General features: G+C 37.2%; 19 protein-coding genes and 1 tRNA gene. 5 read left to right on the plus strand and 15 right to left on the minus strand.

Annotated features, from left to right (window positions below; all coding sequences use genetic code 11):
- Positions 1 to 16 precede the first annotated feature (16 nt).
- From ribD to AC27IF_RS05910, 6 genes are all read right to left on the minus strand, one after another.
- Positions 17 to 1,195, minus strand: coding sequence for a bifunctional diaminohydroxyphosphoribosylaminopyrimidine deaminase/5-amino-6-(5-phosphoribosylamino)uracil reductase RibD (ribD, locus tag AC27IF_RS05885; protein WP_487052872.1), 1,179 nt, complete (start codon positions 1,193 to 1,195; stop codon positions 17 to 19).
- A gap of 14 nt (positions 1,196 to 1,209) precedes the next feature.
- Positions 1,210 to 1,698: a transcriptional regulator NrdR gene (nrdR, locus tag AC27IF_RS05890; RefSeq protein WP_487052874.1), complete on the minus strand. Its 489-nt coding sequence runs from the start codon at positions 1,696 to 1,698 to the stop codon at positions 1,210 to 1,212.
- A 199-nt stretch (positions 1,699 to 1,897) separates the two neighbouring features.
- On the minus strand, positions 1,898 to 3,154 hold the full coding sequence (gene glyA, locus AC27IF_RS05895; RefSeq protein WP_487052875.1) for a serine hydroxymethyltransferase: 1,257 nt from the start codon (positions 3,152 to 3,154) through the stop codon (positions 1,898 to 1,900).
- Positions 3,155 to 3,499: 345 nt separating this feature from the next.
- Entirely contained in the window at positions 3,500 to 4,663 is a 1,164-nt protein-coding gene (locus AC27IF_RS05900) for an ABC transporter permease (RefSeq protein WP_487052876.1), read from the minus strand.
- Positions 4,660 to 5,442, minus strand: a complete 783-nt coding sequence (locus AC27IF_RS05905; RefSeq protein ID WP_487052878.1) for an ABC transporter ATP-binding protein — start codon at positions 5,440 to 5,442, stop codon at positions 4,660 to 4,662. The genes AC27IF_RS05900 and AC27IF_RS05905 overlap by 4 nt, the downstream gene beginning before the upstream one ends.
- Positions 5,442 to 6,878 carry an alpha/beta hydrolase gene (locus AC27IF_RS05910; protein WP_487052879.1) on the minus strand — a complete coding sequence of 479 codons (1,437 nt, stop codon included), beginning with the start codon at positions 6,876 to 6,878 and terminating at the stop codon, positions 5,442 to 5,444. The genes AC27IF_RS05905 and AC27IF_RS05910 overlap by 1 nt, the downstream gene beginning before the upstream one ends.
- 255 nt (positions 6,879 to 7,133) lie before the next feature.
- On the opposite strand from AC27IF_RS05910, the gene AC27IF_RS05915 reads away from it, so the two are divergent.
- The 4 genes from AC27IF_RS05915 to AC27IF_RS05930 all read left to right on the plus strand — a co-directional run bounded on the left by AC27IF_RS05915 (position 7,134) and on the right by AC27IF_RS05930 (position 10,325).
- Positions 7,134 to 7,352 carry an EF-hand domain-containing protein gene (locus AC27IF_RS05915; RefSeq protein WP_487052881.1) on the plus strand — a complete coding sequence of 73 codons (219 nt, stop codon included), beginning with the start codon at positions 7,134 to 7,136 and terminating at the stop codon, positions 7,350 to 7,352.
- Between the two features lie 172 nt (positions 7,353 to 7,524).
- Positions 7,525 to 8,190: a PAQR family membrane homeostasis protein TrhA gene (gene trhA, locus AC27IF_RS05920; RefSeq protein ID WP_487052882.1), complete on the plus strand. Its 666-nt coding sequence runs from the start codon at positions 7,525 to 7,527 to the stop codon at positions 8,188 to 8,190.
- A 225-nt stretch (positions 8,191 to 8,415) separates the two neighbouring features.
- On the plus strand, positions 8,416 to 9,285 hold the full coding sequence (locus tag AC27IF_RS05925; protein ID WP_487052883.1) for a THxN family PEP-CTERM protein: 870 nt from the start codon (positions 8,416 to 8,418) through the stop codon (positions 9,283 to 9,285).
- A gap of 347 nt (positions 9,286 to 9,632) precedes the next feature.
- Entirely contained in the window at positions 9,633 to 10,325 is a 693-nt protein-coding gene (locus AC27IF_RS05930) for a PEP-CTERM sorting domain-containing protein (protein ID WP_487052885.1), read from the plus strand.
- 135 nt (positions 10,326 to 10,460) lie between these two features.
- Here the strand turns inward: AC27IF_RS05930 and AC27IF_RS05935 are convergent.
- The 4 genes from AC27IF_RS05935 to AC27IF_RS05950 form a co-directional block, all read right to left on the minus strand.
- Positions 10,461 to 10,536 (minus strand) — tRNA-Phe (locus tag AC27IF_RS05935).
- Between the two features lie 119 nt (positions 10,537 to 10,655).
- Positions 10,656 to 10,985 (minus strand): DUF1289 domain-containing protein, encoded by a 330-nt coding sequence (locus AC27IF_RS05940; protein WP_487052887.1) that lies wholly within the window; start codon positions 10,983 to 10,985, stop codon positions 10,656 to 10,658.
- 176 nt (positions 10,986 to 11,161) lie between these two features.
- Positions 11,162 to 12,691: a SulP family inorganic anion transporter gene (locus AC27IF_RS05945; RefSeq protein ID WP_487052889.1), complete on the minus strand. Its 1,530-nt coding sequence runs from the start codon at positions 12,689 to 12,691 to the stop codon at positions 11,162 to 11,164.
- A gap of 185 nt (positions 12,692 to 12,876) precedes the next feature.
- Positions 12,877 to 14,469, minus strand: a complete 1,593-nt coding sequence (locus AC27IF_RS05950) for an ATP-binding protein (protein ID WP_487052891.1) — start codon at positions 14,467 to 14,469, stop codon at positions 12,877 to 12,879.
- 217 nt (positions 14,470 to 14,686) lie between these two features.
- Here AC27IF_RS05950 and AC27IF_RS05955 point away from each other — a divergent pair, with 217 nt between their 5' ends.
- Complete coding sequence (locus tag AC27IF_RS05955) at positions 14,687 to 15,277, plus strand: DUF4136 domain-containing protein (RefSeq protein WP_487052892.1); 591 nt, start codon at positions 14,687 to 14,689, stop codon at positions 15,275 to 15,277.
- An 83-nt stretch (positions 15,278 to 15,360) separates the two neighbouring features.
- Here the strand turns inward: AC27IF_RS05955 and AC27IF_RS05960 are convergent, their stop codons facing one another.
- The 5 genes from AC27IF_RS05960 to AC27IF_RS05980 form a co-directional block, all read right to left on the minus strand.
- Entirely contained in the window at positions 15,361 to 16,878 is a 1,518-nt protein-coding gene (locus AC27IF_RS05960) for a parallel beta-helix domain-containing protein (protein ID WP_487052894.1), read from the minus strand.
- Entirely contained in the window at positions 16,871 to 18,154 is a 1,284-nt protein-coding gene (locus AC27IF_RS05965) for a cytochrome-c peroxidase (protein ID WP_487052895.1), read from the minus strand. Before AC27IF_RS05965 ends, AC27IF_RS05960 begins: the two co-directional genes overlap by 8 nt.
- Before the next feature lie 11 nt (positions 18,155 to 18,165).
- Positions 18,166 to 18,789, minus strand: coding sequence for a c-type cytochrome (locus tag AC27IF_RS05970; RefSeq protein WP_487052896.1), 624 nt, complete (start codon positions 18,787 to 18,789; stop codon positions 18,166 to 18,168).
- Between the two features lie 126 nt (positions 18,790 to 18,915).
- A complete protein-coding gene (locus AC27IF_RS05975; RefSeq protein WP_487052897.1) occupies positions 18,916 to 19,998 on the minus strand; it encodes a helix-turn-helix domain-containing protein in 1,083 nt (360 codons plus the stop codon).
- 156 nt (positions 19,999 to 20,154) lie between these two features.
- A complete protein-coding gene (locus tag AC27IF_RS05980; protein WP_487052898.1) occupies positions 20,155 to 22,734 on the minus strand; it encodes a TonB-dependent receptor in 2,580 nt (859 codons plus the stop codon).
- Between the last annotated feature and the right edge of the window lie 3 nt (positions 22,735 to 22,737).

Genomic DNA, 22,737 nt, shown 5'->3' on the forward strand with positions numbered 1-22,737 from the left:
CAGGAAAAAATCCCACCTACAGCTTAGCTGTAATACGTAAATCAGCCCCTACTTTACATACATCAGTAATGGCTAGTGATTTTGCCTGTGATAATGTAGCGACATTAGGCATCTCTACTAAATTTTTTCCATCTCCACCCATTAGTTTAGGTGCTTGATAGAGTATAAGTTCATCAACTAAATCTTGCTCGATAAATGCCCCTGCTAGATTAGCCCCTGACTCTACTAAAATGTCATTTAAGCCACGCTTAGTAAGTAAGCCGAGTAAAGATTTTAAATCTATATGCTCTTTTCCCTGTGCGTTAGTAACACAAGGTAATTCCACTTGCTCTACAAAATGAGGCCATTGTGGTAAGTTTTCAAGGGCTGAATCAGCTAATTGTTTAGTTGAAGAGGTTTTTCTTACTAATAAGATGTCACTATCTTGTTCGAAAAAGGGTAAATCAGCAGTTAAACGGCTCTGACTATCAATAACAATTCGAAGCGGCTGACGCAGATCTTTTTTAGCATAGTGCTCTGTTAATTCACCTAATTCAGACCAACGAACAGTCATTTTAGCGTTATCAAATAAAATCGAGTCCGCACCTGAAATAATTGCGCAACTTTGCGCGCGTAGCCGCTGCACATCCTGTCTAGCTTCTTTCGACGTTATCCATTTGCTCTCTCCTGACTTCATTGCTGTTTTACCGTCAAGGCTAGCCGCCAACTTCACGCGAACATAAGGCTTACCTTCTGTCATTAGTTTTATAAAACCAATATTAAGCGCTTCTGCTTCTTTGGTTAATAACCCGAACTCGGCTTTAATACCGGCTTGCTCAAGTATTTTTAAGCCACGACCTGAAACTTGTGGGTTTGGGTCAACCATAGCAGCAACAACACGACTAACTCCAACGTCAATCAAGCCCTTAGCGCAAGGAGGGGTTCGACCAAAGTGACTGCAAGGCTCAAGAGTCACATAAGCGATGGCTCCTTGAAGATAGTTAGGGAAATTCAGCTTTGCATCGGCAATGGCATTAACTTCAGCATGACCCTGCCCTGCCTTTTGATGGAAACCTTTACCAATGATAGTTGCTATTCCATTAACGTCACTAACGAGTACACAGCCAACTCTAGGGTTTGGAGATGTTGTATAATGACCTTGTTTGGCAAGCTCTATTGCCAATGTCATATATTGATGATCTTGCTCGCTAAACACTTAATGTCCCTAAACTATTTCTTCGCTCGACTATTCTTGCCCCGACTTAGGCTTTCTTTACCAAGTTGAGCAATTTCATCCGCAAATTCACTGATATCTTCAAAAGATAGATAGACTGATGCAAACCGTAGGTAAGCAACTTTGTCTAATTCTTTAAGTTGCGTCATTAATAAATTACCTAGTATTTCACTGGTGATTTCACGCTCACCTGTTGCACGTAATTGTGATTTTAACTTATTGATTGATAACTCAACTTGCTCAGTACTAACAGGGCGTTTTTCTAACGCTCTCATTAAACCTGCACGCATTTTATCTTCGTTGAAAGGCTCTCTTGTACCATCGCGTTTAATAATACGAGGCATTACCAACTCTGCAGACTCAAAAGTGGTATATCGTTCATGACAAACGAGACACTCTCTACGTCGTCTAACTTGATGACCATCTGATACTAAACGGGAATCAATTACTTTAGTCTCTAGTGCACTACAAAATGGACAATACATTACTTACCTTTTAGGTGTCGCTTAACTCGCTTGGTTATCTCAATTTCAGCATTGAGAAAATAAAGCCATTAAGATCAAAAATGGTCGCTTGATGCGACCATTTTAATATAAATTCACTGCTATACCAATGTAATTAATAGTAAATTAATTTTAACCATTCTATTTACTATTCAAATGCATTGATGCCTTAGCATAGTGACTATTTATATACAGGGAAACGTGAACATAGCTCTTTTACGTTAGCTTGAACTTTAGCAATTGTTTCTTCGTTATTAATGTCATCTAAGATGTCACAAATCCAGCCTGTTAACGCGTTAGTTTCTTCAATACCAAAACCACGACGAGAAATTGCTGGCGTACCTAGGCGTAATCCAGAAGTTACAAATGGTGAACGCGGATCATTAGGAACTGAGTTTTTATTAACTGTGATATGAGCTTTACCTAAAGCGGCATCAGCATCTTTACCGGTAATATCTTTATCAATTAAATCAAGTAACAATAAATGGTTTTCAGTACCATTTGAAACCACTTTATAACCACGCTCTTGTAAAACTGCAACCATAGCTTTGGCATTATCAAGTACGTTTTGTTGATAAGCTTTAAACTCTGGCGCTAACGCTTCTTTAAAGGCAACGGCTTTTGCTGCGATAATGTGCATTAATGGTCCACCTTGACCACCAGGGAATACTGCGCTGTTTAGCTTTTTATAAATAGCTTCATCATCACAGGCTGAAACAATTAACCCGCCACGTGGGCCAGCTAATGTTTTATGAGTAGTGGTAGAAACAACATGAGCATGAGGTACAGGGTTAGGGTATAAACCTGCAGCAACAAGACCTGCAACATGAGCCATATCAACGAAAAAGTAAGCACCGACACTGTCAGCAATTTTACGCATACGTGCCCAATCTACAATACCAGAAAACGCAGAGAAACCACCGATTATCATTTCAGGTTTATGCTCATTAGCTAAACGCTCTACTTCATCATAATCGATATCACCTGTTTCAGGGTGAAGTCCATATTGAAATGCTTCGTATGACTTACCAGAAAAGTTAACGTGAGAGCCGTGAGTTAAGTGACCGCCGTGAGCTAAGCTCATACCTAATACTTTACCACCTGGAGTAACAAGCGCTTGAAAAACAGCAGCGTTTGCTTGTGATCCTGCATGTGGTTGTACATTAGCGTAAGTAGCGCCAAATAATTCTTTCGCACGATCAATAGCTAATTGCTCAGCAACATCAACATATTCACAACCACCGTAATAACGCTTACCAGGGTAACCTTCAGCGTATTTATTAGTAAGCTGAGATCCCTGAGCTTCAAGAACACGTGGGCTACAGTAGTTTTCAGAAGCGATTAATTCAATGTGCTCTTCTTGGCGAACAACCTCTTTGGTCATTGCTTCATAAAGTTCTGCATCAAAATCAGCAATATTCATATCACGAGTAAACATGTTTTTTCCTCAAATAAGCTACCATAAATTGGTGGCAAGTTCTGACTATAAATTAATGTCGTGTATTTTGCCTGAACCAGTAAAAAATGTACATGCTAAAACCTGTTAGTTTTAGTTCATTTTGGCTGCTCTTATGCTCAATTTATACTGATTTATGCATTAATACTAAAATCATAAGGCACAAGCATGTATAAACCTTAACAAAACACCGACAAACAAAATATAACCCAACACCAATAACAAAACAACAAATTAAAAACGAGCAAACAACAAAAAAACCACATATAATACAAATAAAAATGACGCATCAAGTGCGCCATTTTTATTTTGCTTGTAACAGTTTGATTAGCTAAGTGCTAAAACAACTTTTTCAGAACGTAATTTTTTAGCAATTAACAATACAAGTAAAACCGTCATACTAATGGTGACTAGACCTGTAAAGCCTAGTAACTCCCAAGAAACGGGCAGGCCTTTAAACAGATCCTCCATGATAAGTGACTGTCCTGAAATAGGTAACCAATCTAACCACTTGGGCTTATCGTCAACAAACATCATGATTACTGGCACCATAGCTGGCAACATAATTATCATAGAAACCATAGATTGTGCTTCTTTAAAGTTTTTGGATTGAAAAGCAACAAATAATTGTAGTGCAGAAGCAAAAAAGCAAATAGGTAATAGTAGTAACAATAAGGCGGTAATAGTAAAAGCATCTAAACTGAAACTAGCACCAATTTTAGTTAAATCGATAAAGCTAACCGAAAATGTGGTTAAGCTTAATGTTAACAAGACTCCAATACAGGCTATTAAGCTTGCACAACACAGCTTAGCTGCGACAATTTTGACGGTATTTACGGGTTGGCATAATAGCATTTCTAAAACATTTCGTTCTCGCTCTCCTGCACTTGCATCAATAGCAACCGGTAAACCTGACATAAAAGCTGCCATTAACAGATACAATCCAAGCATCATCGAAATAATCATGGCATTAGAATTAGGTAAAGATGTGTCCTGCTCAACAATGTTGATCGGCTGTAATAATCTGACATCAATACCACGTACTAACAAACGTTTATAGCCAATCGAACGGGCATAATGATTAATCGTATTCTTGATACGGCGAATCGGTGACATATTCGCTTTTTCACTGTAGTCAGCGGATAAGTATAAATCGATTGTCTTCCCTGCAAGCATGTCTTCATTAAAACTATCAGGAATAACCAAGGTGAGATTTCTGTCGTCCCAAATCACTTTCGTATCATTAGGTACATCTGAAAATAATAGAATATTTTCATCTTCTAGTGCTTTTATCAATTTTGGAGAATATTGCGAACCCGTGACTTTTAAATATATTTTAGGGGTTTCTACCGCTTCTTTAATCATAACTTTTGACATAGCAAAAATCATTACCGGCGCCATAACAGCCATCATCATGGCCATCATCATAGCCCTTTTGTCACGAAAAGCTTCTTTTAACTCTTTAGATAGCAAAGCTTTAAATTGAATCATGCTGCAACTCCTTCATCTGAGCCAATGATCTTCACAAAAGCTTCTTCTAATTGGCTTTCACCGGCTAACTCACATAACTCACTTGGTGTCCCTTCTGCAGCTAACTTACCGTTAGCAACTATAACGACTCGATCACACAAAGCAGCGACTTCTTGCATCACATGAGATGAAAAAAGAATGCAGTGGCCTTTCTCTTTAAATCTTGCTAAATAATTACGTAAGACTCGAGTACTCATAACATCTAAACCACGTGTTGGCTCATCAAGTACGAAGTTTTTAGGCTGGTGAACAAGCGCTTGTGCTAGGGTTACCTTCATTCGTTGTCCCTGAGAAAAACCTAACGTTTTGCGGTGAGCTAACTCTTCCATTTCTAAATCTTTAATGATCGTCTCAATAGCATGATGTTTAGTTTCTCCTTGTAAACCGTGTATGCTTGCAAAGTAATCGATTTGCTCATAAGCAGTTAATCGCTCATATAAACCAAATTTATCTGGGAATATCCCTAATCTCGCCCTTGCATTAAGTGGGTCTTTGACGACATTAATACCATCGATTGTGGCACTACCATCATCAGCCTTAAGTAAGCCATAAAGGGTTCGTAAACATGTGGTTTTCCCTGCGCCATTAGGTCCTAAAATCCCAGTTATTTCGCCATCATTTGCAGTAAATGAAAGGCCATCTAGCGCCACTACACGACTTTGCTCTTTACTATTAAAGTTACCTAAGAAGCCTTTTTTACTACTGCCAAAAGTTTTACGTAAGTTATTAACTTGAATCATTATTCATTACCTCCCTGAGAAATAGACTTCACATCAATATTCCCACCGTTTAAATTAGTCATAAATGATTCATTAGGAATATCTGAGATACACGATTCATCAAGTTCTTTCGGACTAAGACTAGTTAAAAACTCATTTATAATATCGCTAGCACAGGTGGTCATAGCAACAGTGTGAGCAGAATTTTCGATCACAATGTGGTGGTTATTAGGCAGAGTTGCAGCACTATGTTCCCCATTACTTGGTGGAGTTACTGGATCTAAGTTTCCAGATAAAATTAGTGTCGGAATATCGGCCGTTACCGCTTGATAGAATGTCTCATCAGGTCGGTACTGTGGCCATAATGGGCAAACCATTTTAAAGCCGAAATGACTATCGCCGCCCCCAAAATTGTTGTTTGCATCTTTTTCAAAATCAGCGGCAGATATTCTTGGGAAATCTTCATTACAAGTGATATTAAACAATAAGCCTAAATAGATCCCTTGCCCACCTTCAGATCGTGCAACTAATCCAGCTAATGGCATATAGTTACCTAAATATGCTTGATGAATAACTAGCGGCACTAAGGAGCGACTTTCAACTGAGTACAATTGCATACGCAAAGTCCCTATTAATTTCGAGCTACTAATTTTAAATTGAGTTTGAGTGCCTAAACGAGGATGAGCGATACTTACCTCTACTGGCGCTTTTTCTAATCGTTGTATAAGTTCTTTAAATTCTTGCTTTAACTCAGGATAAGCTTGACGACAACTGGATTCTTTATGGCAGTTTTCTAATAGTAAATTAAACGAACGCGCTGAACTTTGACCAAACAAACCAATAGGAACTTCAATCGGCCCAACACTATCAAGTACAACACTTCTTAAAGAATCTGGAAACATACGCATATAAACAAGTCCAGCTCTAGTGCCATAAGAGCCGCCATAAATATTGATCTGTTTATGACCTAAAGCTGCACGAACTGCATCAAAATCACGAATAGCATTTTCGCTATTATACTGACTTAAATCACCTGTAAATGTAGCTAAGCAATCTTTTATATCTTGTGCTGAAAAATCTTCTGGCACAATGGAGTAAACATCTTGCTCTACAGCATCTTCACATTGTAATGGGTGCGACTCTCCTGTTCCGCGCTGATCTACTAAAATCAAGTCTCGTGTTTTACGTACTTCATTAAAAACATGACGTAAAGGGGCTGCCAGTTCAGCTGCAGCTTGTCCGGGGCCACCCGCTAAAAACATTAAAGGTGTTTTATTATCACTATTATCAATGGCTGGTAAAATAACAAAATTGATAATTATGCGCTCCCCATCAAGAGCACTATAGTTTTCAGGCACTTCTAGCTTGCCACATTTTACCTGTGCTTTAACCCCATCCAGATGACAGTTTTCTATTAAAGGTGATTGCGCTGCACTGTAGGTGCTAAAACCTAACATTAAAAGCAAACACAAAAGCCTAATCCCAATTTTTAACATGTTAGTATTCCATTTGATTAATCAATATTATCTTTTTGATCCCTGCATTCTATTTTATTTCACCGGCATTTAAAACGTAGCTATTTGTAAATATTTATAATTAACCATTCCAATAGTCATCTATACAGGATAAAGTTGTTATTCAAGTGATTTCAGGATGAAGCTTGAAAGCCATAGTAGTATTAATTTAAAAGATTAGGTTAAAAGGTAAACGTTATGGAATTAAACCAGTGGGTTGACGAGTTATTTGAAGTATTTGATGAAGATAAAGATGGTGTAATAAGCCGCACTGAATTTGTCGAATTAATAGATGTGTTACTTCAAGATAAAGGCATTCGTATGTGTGAGTCGATTTTCAATCGATTCGATACCAATCATAGTAATTCAATTTCCAAAGATGAATTAAAAGAAATGGTTATTGAGCTAGCACTATAAACTCCCGTTATCCATCTAGATTTACTTGGCTTTTTAATTTAAAAGCTGAGTAAATATCGATTTTTTGCTGTCCTCCCTTCCTCTTTATTCTGTTAATTGCCAATTTTATTTCTTCAAAAATTAAGCGTACACGTGTACACTTAACTTCAACAAATTTAATTTGAAAAGTACCATGACTAATACAGCACCTGCATATAGTGCAAAAGAAGAGCTTGCTAATGCCGTTAGCCATGGGTTAGGCGCTTTATTAAGCGTATTAGCACTGATAATGTTATTAACATACTCAGTTACTAATAATGCTATTACCAATACCCCCAATGATAATGAGTTAATGCGTACTATTAGTTTTAGTGTTTATGGAGCTAGCTTAATTTTACTTTTTCTCGCTTCCACTTTTTATCATGCTATTGTCAATCAACACTTAAAAAAAATATTTAAATTATTAGATCATTGCGCAATTTACTTATTAATTGCTGGCACTTATACACCATTATTATTGTTAAGTTTGCATGGCACTCTAGGCTATAGCCTAATGGTAGTTATTTGGTTTATCGCTATCGCTGGTATTATTTTTAAAATGAAATTTGGTAGTCGATATAAAAAAATATCATTAACAACTTATATTGGTATGGGTTTTATTTCATTTACAATCTTGGGTGAGCTTTATAAAGTTTTACCAATCGAAGCCATTTCATTACTTGCTCTGGGCGGGTTAGTCTACTGTACAGGTGTATTCTTTTACGTGCAGAAAAAAATCCCCTTTAACCATGCTATTTGGCACTTATTTGTGCTTGGTGGTGCTACTTGTCACTTTTTAATGATCTTTTGGTATGTTTAAAGTTTCTTAAATCATATTTATCTCCTATAAAACCTTCAAATAATAACAACCCTCCATGTTTTCTTAAATTTAATGACAGAAACTGTCGGATTATTTTACACTTCACAAAAAATTGTACATTCCCCTAAAATAATAGTATGAAAAATAAGCAACTTAGGCGCAATGGATCTCTTTATGCATACACTTGAATTGTAAAAACTATTTTTAGCAACAAGGAGTTTTATAATGAAAGTAATAACTAAAGCCTTAACCTTTAGTTGTCTATTAACGTTAAGCTTTTTACCATCAGTTCATGCTGGCCCTATGGTAACTGATTGGGGGTTTCAATTAGAATCCGGTTTTAGTAGTTTTAGTGATTCAAGCGATGCAAGTGGCAGTAATATTTCTGGTAGCAATATCAATGCTTATTGGAGTGGTATTAAAGGCTATGATGTATTCAGTACATTATCTTGGGGAACAGGGAACTCAGGCTCCAGCTCTCTCGATATAGCAGGCGGAACATTAGGTTCGACTAATGGTGCGTTATCAACCAATGGCGCTGCAGTTGATACCGTGACTTTTACTCATCAAAACAACCCTATCAATGGAGCCACACTAACAGAGGCAACCTTGGAAGATAAAATATGGTTAACACCAACCGATCCTTCCCCATTTTATGATGGAGCCGTACCGCTTGAGCCGCCCCCATTAACATTTGATATATTATTCAAAGAGACGGTGAACTCTGGCCCAGCAGCTAGCTGTGATGTTATAACTTCGCCAACCCCTTGTAATGATATTTTTGTAATTGATATCGAAGGCGCTGGTTTTAACACTGTTACAAAGGCATTTGAGCAAATATTTCCTTATGCCGGGCATTTATACAGTGCTAACATATTTATGGATGGAATTGATGTATTAGCGGATAATGTATGTACTGTTGCTGGAGCTGCCGCAGGTTGTTTAGGCGTAACAACCGTTGAAGGAGGCGAAAACACGTTTCAGATTTCTTTAAGCATAACCCATTTAAGAGAGCAAATACCAGAGCCATCTACTTTAGCGATTTTTGCTTTAGGCTTATTAGGTTTAGTATATCGTAGACACAATAATAACTAATTTATTTAGCTCTTATTAATTGAGTTTTACATAAAGCACCTTTCTCATTTGACTGGTGCTTTTTTAATGGCATGAAATAATCCCTCATTACTAAAATTCATTTAGAAAAATCATCAATAACCAACTCATGTCAAAGATTTTCATCACTGTCTGTAAGCCCTAAAATAAGCTATATCAGAGAAAGCTTAATCAATACTTATTCTAAAAGCGTCCAATTATTTTACAATTCTATTTGATGGTTTTTTATACAAAAATTAACTTCATGATAATAGTAGCTTTATAAAAAATTGCACAGTAATTGCATTATTGTATGGTGAAGAAAAGATAAACCACCAGAGGAAGCAATTATGAAATTGAAATTTTTTAAATGTGTAACCGTCGGTATTATGCTTTTAACAACCTTCGTATCAAAAGCAGGCTTTATCCCGTTCGGTGTCCAAGATGATATATCGATAAACACTGTAACCAACACTTGGGGTTGGACTTTATGCCACTCAGAAACATACGCTACGTCTGGCACTACAATCACTAACCTATTTGATGACTGTACAGGTGATTATGTCATGCTGGCAGCAGGTATCACTGACTCAGATATATTAGATGTTGCTGCAGCTGCATTATTATCTGACGTGACTACCTATACAGCACACAATGCTACTCATACATCGAATGGCGCTGAATGGTATTTCAATGGTGGCTCTATGGGATTTGCTCCACAAGGTGCTGTAATTAATCAGAATTCTGCCGATGTAAATGCCTCTGGTTTATATGGTGGTACAGCTATTGATGCTACTTCTGATTTTAGATTATCTTGGCATACTGAAGCTGAATTCGGGTTAGGATTCGATTACGGTATTTCCCCAGCAAATCTTGATGGTGGTTGGCGCAGTGGTAGTAACTTTGACCTAAACAATGCTGAAAACTGGAATCGTTATGTGTTTACGGCTAATGCTGATAGACAAATTCCAGAGCCATCAACTTTAGCGATTTTTGCTTTAGCGCTATTGGGTTTAGCCAGTCGCAAATTTAAGAATTCTTGATAGTTTTAAATGCAAGGTAGCTTTTCAAATTAGCAATGTTTAGCCACTGACACATTCTTAAAGTTGTAAAGAGATATTTAGAACGGAGCAAAGATAAAAAAAGCCTGCAATTTATGCAGGCTTTTTTTATCTTTATGGTGCCCCGACCCGGAATTGAACCAGGGACACGAGGATTTTCAATCCTCTGCTCTACCAACTGAGCTATCGGGGCATTCTTTAATCACATAACACAAAACAAGGTATGCTTTAAAGAGCGCGTATAATAGCTATTATATTCTTTGCTAGCAACTGTTTTCTTGTACTTTTTCAAAGGTTAAATAATAGGGAGAGTTATAACTCAAAATCACCAAAATCTAAGTCATTACTTTGAGAAACTGAGGTCTTACTTGGTGGGTCTAATAGTGAAGCTTGTGGATTTAATTCAACTTGCTCAACACCTTGCTTTGAAGGCTCCTCTTCCAAAGCTTTACTACTTTTATTATCTTTACGTTTTTTTCTTTGCAAACAGAGTTTAATTACTTTTTGTTTTTTATCGCTATCAAATTCTTGCCATTTCTGCCTTTCATCACGCGAACGCATGCAACCAAGGCAGTAGCCTTTTACATCACTTTGGCAAACGCCCACACAAGGGCTTGGAACGTCAAAAAACTCTAACTGCATTGCACTCTACTTCCTATGAAAACTATACATTTTGCTTATTTTCCGGTAGTTAATTATTTAACTTTCCATCGCTGCAAAATTGCTTTCATCCTATAAATAAAAAATGCGCGATAAGTTAAGTATAACTTATCAACGCATTTTAATATAACACTAAGCCATAGCGAACTTAGTTTTAATTAAGCTAACTTATCAGTAGCAATATGGTAATCAGGATCTTCCATAATATTTAACTCAACCAATTTATCAGCTTTTTCTAATAACTGCTTACACTCTTGATTAAGATGTCTTAAATGCATTGTTTTACCGCGAGAAATATAACGCTCTGCTAAGGTATCAATTGCTTCAATCGCTGAGTGATCAGCAACGCGTGCATTTTTGAATTCAACAATCACATCATCAGCATCTTCTGCTGGGGTAAATTGCTCTAAAAAATTTGCAATTGAGCCGAAGAATATCGGGCCATTTACTTCATAAACTGTTGAACCCTTTTCGTTGGTAGAGCGAATAACATTGATATGTTTTGCATGCTCCCACGCAAAAATTAATGCAGAAACAATAACACCAACAATAACAGCAATAGCAAGATCCGAATATACAGTCACACCTGAAACAAGAATAATAACAAAGGCATCGCCTTTAGGGACTTTGTTTAGGATACGGAAACTTGACCACTCAAAGGTTCCAATAACAACAATAAACATAACCCCAACTAAAGCAGCAAGTGGAATTTGCTCAATTAGACCTGATGCAAATAATATAAAACCAAGTAATGCCAATGCAGCAGTAATGCCCGATGCTCTACCTCGACCACCTGAATTAACGTTGATCATAGACTGGCCAATCATTGCACAACCACCCATAGCGCCGAAGAAGCCATTCGCCGTATTTGCAGCACCCTGAGCGATACATTCTTTGTTACTGCGCCCGCGAGTACCTGTTAACTCATCAATCAGCGTTAACGTTAATAAAGACTCAATTAAGCCTATCGCAGCAAGAACTAACGCAAATGGTAAAATTATTTTAAATGTTTCCAAAGTAAACGGAACGTCGGGTATAGAAAAGGTTGGTAAACCTCCCGCAATTGACGCTATATCTCCAACAAGCCTAGTATCAAGATTAATTGCAAAAACTAATACAGACACACTAACGATAGCAACTAATGTCGAAGGAATTGCTTTGGTTAACTTAGGAAAGAAATGAATAATAGCCATAGTTAAAAGAATTAAACCTGCCATAGTATAAAGAGCAGAGTCTTGCATCCAAACAAGCTCTCCGGCACTATTTGTTTCTTTAAACTGCCCAAGTTGAGCTAAAAAGATAACAATCGCTAAACCGTTAACAAAGCCAAGCATTACAGGATGCGGAACTAAGCGGATAAACTTTCCTAACTTAAATACCCCGGCGAGAATTTGCAAGACCCCAGTCAAGACCACAGTAGCAAATAAATATTCAACCCCGTGAATCGCAACTAAACTAACCATCACAACGGCCATAGCTCCTGTAGCACCAGAAATCATTCCAGGTCGACCGCCAAAAATAGCAGTAATTAATCCCACCATAAATGCGGCATATAAACCAACTAACGGCTCTACTCCAGCAACAAAAGCAAAAGCAACGGCTTCAGGCACTAATGCTAAGGCAACTGTTAGCCCTGATAGCACATCATTTTTTAGATTAGAGACTTTACTGGCGTGTAATTCAAACATTTCTTTCTCGTTGATTAGTAATGCGAAATAAAATACCTTCGCAAAGTTTGTAAACAATGGCCCTATGAGTATAGGCAATTATTATCAAACACTGAGGATTTAAGGGCGGGGATAGTATAGATTTAAGAGCAAAATGTCAATATTTGTACATTTATGTGATAAGCAAGTCTATGAAAATAAGAAATTTAACTTACTTTTGCTTGAGCTATCTTTTTGTTGTTTTGCTGCTCAATAGGCACTTTAACTTTAAAGCATACTCCTTGTTCTGTTTCCAGAGATTTAATCGTGCCTGATAGCTTGGCATTTACTAAGTTAAAAACGATATTCAAACCTAAGCCTGAGCCTCCTTGACCACGTTTAGTGGTTACAAAAGGGTCAAAGATTCGTTTTTTAAAGTCTTGAGCAATACCTTTGCCGTTATCACAGTATAGTAGCGTTAAATAGCCTTTTGAATGGGTAAACTCTATTGATATTTCACCCTCTCGGCGATCTTCAAAGCCATGAATATGGGAGTTCATTAAGAAGTTAGTAAGGATCTGATTCCAAGCACTTGGATACGTCACCAACGAGAACTCTTCATCAACATCAATATGAATGTGATATTTTTTATGTTTGAACATAGTTTTTACCGTATTAACTACGTCATATACATGTTGATGTAAATTTATATTCACTTCAGGATCGGTATGTTGTTCAACAGCAACAGATTTAAAGCTACGAATTAACTCCACCGATTTATTTAAGCTGCGCTCTATAATTTGCTCATATTCACTTAATAAATTCAGGGTGTCAGATAAAAATGATTTCGTTAACTCTTGTGAGTCTACCGCTTTTTTTAAGCTATCAACTTTTTCTTTTAATGCCGTAATTGAAGTGACGCAAATACCTAAAGGGGTATTTACTTCATGCGCTACACCCGCGACTAATTGTCCTAACGAGGCCATTTTTTCAGATTGTACGAGTTGATCTTGGGCAAGCGTTAAATCATCAAAGCTTTGTTGTAGCTTCTGATTACTCTTTTCTAACTTAGCCGTTCTATCATGAACCTTAACTTCAAGCTCACCGTTTAATGTTAATAAAGCATTTTCAGCACTTTCAAGTTTGACTATCTCATCTTTAAGTTTAATGCGCATGCTATTAATGGCATTAACAAGGTAATCCAGTTCATCTTCTTGCTCTGGACGGTTTGATAAAGACAGTTCATCATCTAAATTATGTGTAGCTAACTGTTGTGCGTAACGAGTAATTTGAAATAAATGACGAGTAATTAATTTATCGACGATAATAATAATAAAAAACGCGATAATAAAAATTTTGATAAATTCAGAGGTTAGAATAAAACCAGCTTGTAACCATAACTGTTGGTAAATATCTTGGTAATCCGCATAAACTTTAAGTTTACCAACATTTTTTCCATCATATACAATTGGAAACTCAACAACCTTTTTTGCATCCATTTCAGCATCGGCATTGCCAACTTGTTGCTGGTAGTCAAAATCATTTTCTACCTTGACTAAGCTAATATCTGGTAAATCAACAATACCTTGGATTTGCTGAGCAACAAGTGGTTTATTGAAGTCCCATAAACTACTTGCAATTGAAGGGATATAGCTTTTTTCTATGTCACCAAATCGTTGTTCTAAAAGAGTAAGATCATCTTCAAATGATGCATATAGTTGCACTAAAGTTGCGCAAACCGATACAAAAGCGCTACATAATAATATATAAAGCAACAATCGCTTTGTTAATTTATCTTTTATTTCAACTGCTTTATTCATTAATGCTACTCATTGAAATTATTAGGGTAATACAAATAAACTACCGTATCATACTGCTCCTTCACTCCCATTTAAGGCGCCTTTTAAGAAAAAGTCAACAGTAATCTTTAATGTTAACAGTTATTTAACAACACTTTTTAACTATTAACAAATTATCATTTCCTAAGTAGGAATTTTAAATATATCATATATTTATCTAATTAATAGAGTAACCACCATGATAAATTTAACTAAGCTTTCAATGTTACTATCGGTAGTTTTTACCTTTAGTGTCCTTTCAGGCTGTAGCAGTAAACCCACCACAAGGATTGACTTTAATCCTGAAACAAATTTTTCTTCTTTTTCTAGCTTTCAATTTACCCCTGCTAAACCAGCAACACTTGATAGTAACCCCATTATGACAAATCGTATTCAAGTTGCTGTTGAGCATGCGCTTATCAAGCATGGACTTGTTAAAATAGACGACTTAACTGAGCAAAATGCTGATTTAACTATTAAGGTGAATTTCAATCAACAAGAAAAGGAAAATAACTCATCGCTTAGTATCGGTTTCGGTACGGGTAGAATGAGTAGCAATGGTGGCGGTAGTTTAGGTGTAAGTACAAATGTTCCAATAGAAAGTGACGCGACATTGATCACCAAAATAATTGTGGATATGAGCCATCAAGACGTTGCCGTTTGGCACGGGACGGATCGTTATGAAGCTAAAGGAGATATAACATCAGAAGAGCTGAATAGTTTAGTCTCAACAACGGTTAATAGGATGCTAGCGAACTTTCCACCTCAAAAACAGCAACAAAGCAAATAGCTAAGGTTGTGCATAAAAATAAAAACGGCAAATTATGTAAATAATTTGCCGTTAACCATTGATGGGGAACTAATCACTTATGGTTAATTTTTTCTTTCAAGCATATATTTAGCTGCGGCTAAACGTGTTTCAGCATCTAAATAATTTTGTGGTGGCATTTCAGGATAATCTTCGCGCTTTTTAGTAGGTGCCGCAATATAATCAGCAATACCTTGTGGGTTATCCATATATAACGCTTGGATTATTTGCACTGGCGGACCAATCATACGGCCAGTGTATGTATGACAGCCTGCACAAATCCCCATATAAACGACTTTACCACGCTCTGAAGGATCGATTTCTCTCGGTGCAACTGGCTCATCTAAAATGTAACTATCAATAGCATTAGTATTGGTGAAATTACATTCATCCCAATCACTGACACCGACAGTGACATAACGATGACGATTGATAATACAACTATCACGAGAAACACCTACACGTAAAATATCAGGATTGCCCTGTTTAAATTCCGTTAACATTAATGCTTTAGCCTCATCAATAGTATCGTAACCATTATTTAGCATAATATTATTTAAAAGCATAACCTTATCTGGAGCTGGGTCTGACTCTGGATCAATTGTAGTATTGGGGGCATTGTCATGATCAGTAATTAAAATACCGGCAGTTTTATTATTCGAGATAATGTTATTTTCTACAATGACTTCATCAGCTGCCATGATAAGAATGCCCGTACCTGCAGGTATACCAGCAACGGTTGAGCCCGGAGCGGCAAAATTCTTATGGTTATTATTATCGATAAAGTTATTTCGAATAATTACATCGAAAGTGGTTTTAATCGGTAAGCCTGGTGTGATAAAGGCTAGAATACCGCCGGTATTATTGTGAACATAGTTATTCTCAACAATCGCATGGCGAGAGTTTTCAATTTCAATACCTGCAACACTGTCAAAAACATCATTATGAGCAACATGAATATTATCACTCATGCCAACATAGATAGCCGCATCTTCAATACCTGAAATAACATTGTATTCAACAATTCCATTTTGGCCAAGCTGTGGAAAAATACCGTAAACCCCAGTATCAACGATGATATTATTACGAATTTCAAAGTTATTACCTGCCTGCCCCATAATGCCATTACCCTTATATTTGGTAATACGCATGTTCTCTATTACAATATTATTGCCCGAATATAATATCGCATCATTCAGTTTACCTTTACCATCTAATGTGGCGTACTTCCCTTCTTTAATAACACCGACAATACGAATATCATCTTTATCGATATAAACAGTTTCAGAATATGTACCGGGCATAATTTGTAATGTATCGCCCGGTTGCGCTTTTTGTACAGCGTCCATAATTTTATCGCCGTCATTAACCACATGAGTTTTACCAGCGACGGTACGCTCAGCAACCGCAGACTTTTTACCTGATGTTGATTGCTGTACTTGCTTAGTTTTATCAAAACCTCCACCATAACTAGCCCCTTTGTCACTTTTTGTTATCACTGGTGTGCCGTTTTGACTATTGCCAAAATATAGACCTCCGGCAAAAGCCCCTACCACAACAATTGCTGTTATTAGTTTATTCATCTTCTTCCCCGTTTTGCTCGTACTTGTTATTGTTTGATTCATTCACGCTTGTTAACTCTGTACTCATTCTTTGACTTTGATACTTTGCATCAACCACAGGTAAACCCGATGGAAGCGACATAGGCATTTCAGGTGTTAAACTTTCATCCGTTAGCGCGCCTAAAAATTCAACGATTAAATGCATTTCTTCTTCCGTTAAATCAGGCTCCCAAATATGCCAATGTAACTGTAAGTTCTCATTCTCAGGTACGGCGTGGCCTCGACCTAATGAATAAAATTCAACCGCATCAAATAACTTATCAAAATTCCCTGCATGCATATAAGGAGCTGTTTTAGTTATATTTCTTAAAGTTGGCACTTTAAAGCCACCGCGCAATTTCTGAGCATTTTTTGTGTCGGCATAGGTTTTTTGAGCACCAATATCAAACGCTCGATCCTTTGCCTCTGGCACGCCAATAACAGCTACTTGGTTGTTGGTAAATAATGGTGGTTGATGACACTCAGCACAACGAGCAACAAATGAACGGAATATATTTAACCCTTTCACTTCATTTTCATTTAACGCTTGATGATAACCGTGGGCATATCTGTCGTAACGACTATTTAACGAAATCAAACTTGTTTGAAATGCGCTTAAGGCGGTATACACTTGAGCAACATCAAGAGATTTCTGCTTTGGAAATGCCTTGTGAAACATGGCAACGTAAGTTGCATTATTTTTAAGCGTTTCTAGTAGCTGCTCTGGCGTATTACCCATCTCTAATGGATCGAAAAGTGGACCTTGTGCTTGCTCTTCTAAGCTATTTGCTCTGACATCCCAAAAAAATCTATCTAAAAAAGCAACATTCCAAAGCGTAGGAGCGCTTCGAGCAACTTTATCACCGGTAATGCCAATACTTCGGTCTAAGTCATCACTAAACCCTTTATCAGGTTGGTGACAGCTAGCACATGATATAGAGCCATCTTTAGACAATAACGGATCAAAAAATAAATATCGTCCTAAATCGATTTGTGCTGGTGTAAAACCATCGCGATGTTTAGGTAGTGAAGTCTGTGTTCCGCCTACTCCTCTACTTTGTACTGAATCATAAAACTGATACAAATTCACCAAGCGACAAACCGACTCCTTGCCTTCAACGGCTACAAGCTCAAAACTCGCTGGACAGTTTTCTGATAGCACAAAGCTCTTTGCTTGAACTATAGCGCAACTAAAAAGAGCAAATATCAATCCGATAATGAGCTTGGTAACAGCACCTTTTTGCTCATATATTTTCATATATACACTCATTACTTAACTGACTGCATAGAGATATAATACAAGATATCAGTAAGCTCTTTGCCTTGGGTGGTATTAGCCATCATTGCCATTTGACGACCTAATTTATCTTCTTTGGCATACCCTCGCTTACCTGCAACAAAGTCTTTCATTTGTTGTTGTAAATATTCAACATTTTGATTAGCCAGTCTAGGCGCTTTAAAACTGGAGTTGCCTTGCGCTTCACCACCATGACAAGCACCGCACTTTGCTTGATAATATCGAGAGCCATTTTTTAAATCTCCCTTTACATCATTGCTAATTGCTTGCACGGGCATCTTTTCAATATAGGCTGCTAAAATAGGTAAATCTGTATTGATATCAATAGTCTTAGCAATAGCAACCATAGGTTTTGCTAATAACGACTTGCCTCTAAGATCGTTAGCATAATGATTAACCTGTCGAACTACATAACTCGCTTTTTGACCTGCTATTGCGGGTGTATTTAAAGCCTTATTACCCTCACCTTTTTCTCCATGACATGCGGAGCACTCTTTATATAAGGTTTCAGCTGCAGTTTGAGATAATGCAAAACAAGACATTAAAGTGCTAAAAACAAGTACCAATATAACTAAGGAGTTAAACTTTACCGACATAGAATTAAGCACCTATTTGAAAATATAATTGAGAAGATGCTTAGACTATAAAACTTATGAAAAATAATGCTTACGTATTCATTGAAAAAGCTGACGAATTATAAAGAAGCCTATTTTTACAGGGCTCTACGAAAGATATTTTTTTCGATATTGAGTTGGAGTTAATTGATGAGTATCTTTAAAAGCCTTATTAAAAGAGCTTAAACTTCTAAAACCACTTTCTAAAGCAAGAGTTAAAACCGGCGTTTGTGCAAAGTCTGTCTGGGTTAACTTATCTGTCACTTCTTTAATGCGATAAAAATTTAAAAAGTCATTAAAATTACGATAATTTAATTCACCATTAATTAACTGTCTTAATTTATATTCATGAATAGCTAGATGCTTAGCAAAACTTGCAATAGTTAGTCCTTCTTGTTGATACAGTAAGTCTTTATTCATGGCATCGAGAATGGACGCTAACTCTTTAGATTGTTTTGATGTGACATTGTTAGTGGCGCTATGCGAGGTGGATTTTTTATTTTCAATGATAAATAAGCTATTAGAGCGCAATTTAAATAACACTAAATTAATCACGGTGATCAGCAGTAATAACAGCAGCGACTTAACTAAATCTATGCCTTGCCATTGCAACTTAAATATCTGCTCGATAACAATGACCACAAAAATATAAAACGCCGATAAACTGATCACTGCACCACGAATATATCGACGCTGCTCAACTAAGTCATCACGCCAAAATTTAATAGCAATGAGCAAAGCATGGCTAATCAACATCAACTCTAACGCCATAGCACCGTATTTCACGATAAAATACAATGTCATAGTTTGGGTTAGATTATAAGAAAATACCCATTGTAATAATAACGAGGTTAACGGAATAATTAAGGTCATTGACGCCACGACGTAATGGCGAATTTTCAGCTCAATATGCTCAGAAAATATCGTTAACGCCACCAACCAAAAAGCACCGGGCAAAGCATTACCGCCAATATGACTTAACCACCAAACAAAAGGACTATTTTCAGCATTAACAAAAATACTCGGGAGTAGATAAAAGGCACTGCAAACCATTAATAAAATAAATAATGCGATTGAGTCATTGCTATTTCCCTCTCTAGCTTTTTTGAACAAATAAGGAAATAACAACATGCTACACATAAGCATTTGTAAAAGAGCAAAAGAAGATAAGAACTGAGAAGTCGTATGCATAATCGCTAATTAAGAAAGGTGAACAGCAGTCAGTCTACCCCATGTTGTAGACTTAAGTAAATTAAGACTTTATTTTCAATTTATTTGCCCAATAAAATAAAAAAGCCTGACATGAGTTCATGTAAGGCTTTAATTTATCTAGTTAAACGTTCAGGGTTAGAACATGTATTTAAAATCAATACCGGCTTCTAGTCCGCGGTTAATATCCGCCGTTGGAGTACCAAAAACACTATCTGCGGCAGTGTAACCACCAACATTACTTACATAACGTTTATCAAGTAAGTTTTTGCCCCAAATACCAATTTCTATGGTGTCATTTTCATTTATCCATGAGAAACGCGCATTTAAGTCTTTGGTATCATAAAAATAGGCATCTATGTCTTTTTTATAATCTTCTAGCCCTGCTTGTTGAGCATTGGTATTTTCAACAAATTGATAGTCAACGTGCAAGTTGGTATTGCCCAAACCAATATCAAGTAACCAGTCAAAAGTAGCGGTGTAATTTAGTGCCGCATCGGTTGTAGTTTTAGTTGCAGCGATTAATGTACCTTCACCATTGTAAAACTCTGGCGAATTCACTTCCATATCTCTCACTTCAGTGACTAGCCCTAAGGTTACATTTTCACTGGCAAACCAGCGAATATCTAACTCAATACCGGTAATATTTCTGTCTTCATTTAAAATAGTTGGAATGGCTTGGCTATAGCCTGGCGGTTTAGAGTCAACAACCGTTTGGAAATTATCTAGCTCCATATAATAAGCACTGATATTCGCCACAACTTCTTGCCATAAAATACCTTTATAACCAAATTCTAAATTAGAGGTTTCTTCTGGTTCAAAGGCTTCTGGGTTAGGCGTTAATGAATCAAATCCACCTGATTTATAACCTGTCGAATACGAGGCAAAGAACATATCATCATCGGTCACTTGATAACTTGTTACTAAGCGGCCAGTAGTTTGGCTCCACTCATCTGATGCCGACATATCAACCATAGGAAAGATTAAGTTACTGACGCCAGGTTTAATTGCTGCAAAGCTATTTTCAGGGATCATCCAAGTAAAATCTTTTTTATCGTTTGAGTAACGTAAACCCGCGATAATATTCCACTTATCCGTTAACGAGTAATCGACATCGCCATAAATCCCCCAGTTAGTAAAATCACCGGTATTGTATACTCGCTCTTCCCAAAAGGTGCCTGTAACACTTGGTCCAAAAATTTCAGCTATGCCCATTTGCTGTGAAACAATATCGTAGGTCAAATCGCCGGTAGCAGTGACAATTTCAGACGTTAATGGAACACCGGGCATTCCAATACCTGTCATTATATCGTCTGCAACACCAAGCACATTTAATGCGCCAGCCCATTCGTCAGGATTCCACATATGATCCATCGGGAAGCCATTGGCGGTATAAAAAGCATCAACTGCACCATCAAATGTAACTCCAGGACCAAAGGCGGCTTCAGCGTGATCATCGGTATCACCACCAATCATGCCCGCAATCTGCTGAGCTACACCATCATGAATAACGCCATTTAATTCACCGGTTATTAACCGTGATGCAGAGTCAGCAATCGCGTTTAGCTCTGTTTTTTGATAAACGTCTTCTTTTGAATAAGAAAAGCCAGCTACTGCACTTATCTTGTCTGTTTCATAGTTAAACTGTAATTCTGTGTAGAAAATATCAGAGTCTTCATAATTGACTGTATCGAAGTAACGAGTAATATCTGCAGTGCCGTCTTCTTCCTGCTTATTATCTGCCACCCACTCACGATAACTAACCACATATTTCATTGATAACTCATCACTGAAGTAATGGTCAAATTTGGCTGTAACCGCACTCATATCACGAGATTCACCACCGCCATTAACATCGTTTTCAGTTTTTGAGGCAAAAGGGTCTTCACCGCCATTATAACCATACTGACTTAAGCCAATGTTGACTTCAGGCGCTTGATCTAATCTGTCTATTTCGTAAGATATTTGGAAATTTGTATCATCTGAAATATCCCACAATAATGCTATTCGACCAGCATCATGGCCTTTTTCACCAATCCCCCAGTTTTTATTATTTGCATTCCAGCTGGGCGTAGCGATATTTTCAACAAAACCATCTTGCCTGTTTGACAAACCATTGGCACGAATATAAACATTATCAGTAATAGGAATGTTAATCATACCTTCATAGCGCTGTAAACTATCAGTGCCTAACGTTGCTTTTACAAAGCCTTCAAAGTCCTCTCCTGGAGCATTAGGCACCATATTAACTACGCCCATTGCCGCATTCCTACCAAACAATGTACCTTGTGGTCCTTTTAATACTTCAATACGAGCCATGTCTGAGAACAGTACGTTTTGTGCGGCTCTAGGCATATAGACATCATCATAAAATGTAGCAGAGGAAGGGTCACCACCAACACTAATACCTGGGCTAGTAATACCACGCATAGTAATGCCAGCTTGTGTCATATTAGAATCGCTAAATTCAAAACCGGGAATAAATTTGTCAATATCAGCTAATAAGGTCGAGCCCGTTTCTTTTATTAAACTGGCTGATACCGTGCCAACAGAAACAGGTACCTTTAAGACATTTTGCACACGCTTTTGCGCCGTAACAGTTAATACTTCTATATCAGACTCTTTCACTTCACTATCTGCTTCTTCTGCGACTACTGATAATGACGATAATATTAAGGCTGAGGCTATCGCATATGCGACTTTATTTTTCTTATACATCTA

The organism is Colwellia sp. KS18-150, from assembly GCF_057551365.1.